Origin of the sequence: Chitinimonas sp. BJB300, from assembly GCF_002735695.1 — a bacterium.
Lineage (GTDB): Bacteria > Pseudomonadota > Gammaproteobacteria > Burkholderiales > Chitinimonadaceae > Chitinimonas.
Map to the genome: position 1 here is coordinate 1 of NZ_PDZH01000280.1, position 1,927 is coordinate 1,927.

The window sequence follows — 1,927 nt, forward strand, 5'->3', positions numbered from 1 at the left end:
TCGGTCCATCGCGGCGCCACCAACTGACATCAATCAGGTTGTTGCGGATGGCATCCTCGGCAGGCCGATTATTGACCTGTGACCATTCCTGCCGGTCATTGCGCAAGCCCGGATCGGCATAGGCAACCGGCAGCGGCGAACCGACGCCCAGGATCACATTACCGGCTGCATCGCGCACGGTCAGGCCGCGACTATCGATCATATTGGCGGTGATGCTATTGGCCGTCAGCACATTGGCGCGCACCGAACGGATAAACGCCGCCTTGGCTGTCAAGGACTGGATATAAGCATTATTCGCGGTCAAGCCCTCGATAAAGGCCGTATTGCTGGTCAGCTTGTCCACGAAGCCACTGTTGGCCACCAGCTCGCCTGTGATCGCCGTATTGGTCACAAGGTCCAAGGTATCAACCTGCAAGGCGCGCACCGATTTAGCGGCCAAGAGGTCTTGCGTAATCTCACCGGGCTGGATGCCGTTAATCAACGGGCGCGACTTCGCCACGCTGCCGGTCGGGCTGTTATACGGGCCTTTTAAGCCGGTCTTGGACACAAACCGGACCCAGTAATACGCCTGCGTCGGTGTATCAAACGGGTCCATATAGGTCGAGCTGGGCGACATGGCCACCAGCGTCGCCAAACTGAAATTATCGGCGGTGGCACGCCAGATTTCGGTATGGGCATGGTTGCCGTAGGTGGGCCATTGCCAGCGCACCAGGTTGTAACCGATTGCCCCGATGGGCGCGAGGCCCGTTGGCATCGGGGGCGGCACCGTGGAGAGCCATTCCTCCGGCAAGCCGGCATTGACCAAATCCTCCGGCGTCACCGGGCCGCTGTCGTGTGGCAATACAGGCGGCTTGTCGGCATTGCTCAATGCCTTGTTGAATGCGCCACTTTCCAATGCCTGTTTGATAGGGCTCAGTATCTTGAATAAGGCCGGGTCGATATTGCCCGGAATGCTGGGAATGGCAGGTAGCTTAGCCATGGACCAACTCCTTGACGGCATAGCCGACACCCATAGACTTGAGACCGCTCACCGCGCCGCTGACTTCGAGCGCCAGTACCTCACCGCGCAGTGCTGCCGGCAACCGGAACGGTTCGGCGCTGGTCACTTGGCGCGTGTGGCGCACCACCTCGTCAATCAGCAGCGTGAAGGTAATGGGGTAAGTCCGTGCATTGACGCGGGCCAAAGGCGGCACAAAGCCGGCGCCAATCGAGAACTGTTTCGAGCGCCAGCGCAACGATAAGGGCGCACCGGCTTCAAAGCGCTGCAAACAACGGCCCCCGGTCACGATATACAGCGCGCCGTTCAACGGGTCGATATACGCGGCAGACGCACCCAAGCCCGCCAAGGTGGTAAAGCGTCCGGCGTTATCCAGAATCACGCCCCCGTTTGGGGTGAAGGCGATATAGCGCCCTTCATGCCAGACGGCCGTCATATTGGCCGGGTCGAGCGCCTGCCAGTGCTCGGTGCGCATGGCTTCATTGCTCAATAGCCGGCTACCCGCCATGCCCACGCCCTGCAAACCGCTGGCGCTGGCATACAACGCCCCATCGCCGGTTGACACGATGGAGCGTTTGGCGACACAACCGAGCAAACTCGGTAAGCCATCCATGCTCATGCTGGCCGGGTCGATACCGGTCACGATATACGGGTGGCCCGTGGTGGCCACCAACAGCGATTGCCCAAACGCCGCCAAGCCCACAATCGGGTAGTCGCTGGTCAGACGGTACTTATCGGGCCAAGCGTAGGGTAGATAGGGTTCACAGAAATACAGGTGGTGCCCGCTAAAGCCCGCCAAAATACCGTTGGGCATGGCGGTGAGCCCTTGCAGGTCAGGCGGGGGTGGCAGAAAGCCCTTGGTGGCCAAGGCTTCATTGGCCTGTTCCAGGCGATCCACAAAGGTGTCGGCTGCCATCGGCACTTCGCCCA

General features: G+C 60.5%; 2 protein-coding genes. Both read right to left on the reverse strand.

Features of this window, described 5'->3' with window-relative positions; all coding sequences use genetic code 11:
- Positions 1-979 (reverse strand): hypothetical protein (locus tag CSQ89_RS21315; RefSeq protein ID WP_199065782.1); only part of this gene is annotated, 979 nt, incomplete at its 3' end.
- Positions 972-1,927: hypothetical protein (locus CSQ89_RS21320; protein ID WP_308418201.1), on the reverse strand; the 956-nt coding region annotated here is incomplete at its 5' end. The genes CSQ89_RS21320 and CSQ89_RS21315, both read right to left, overlap by 8 nt.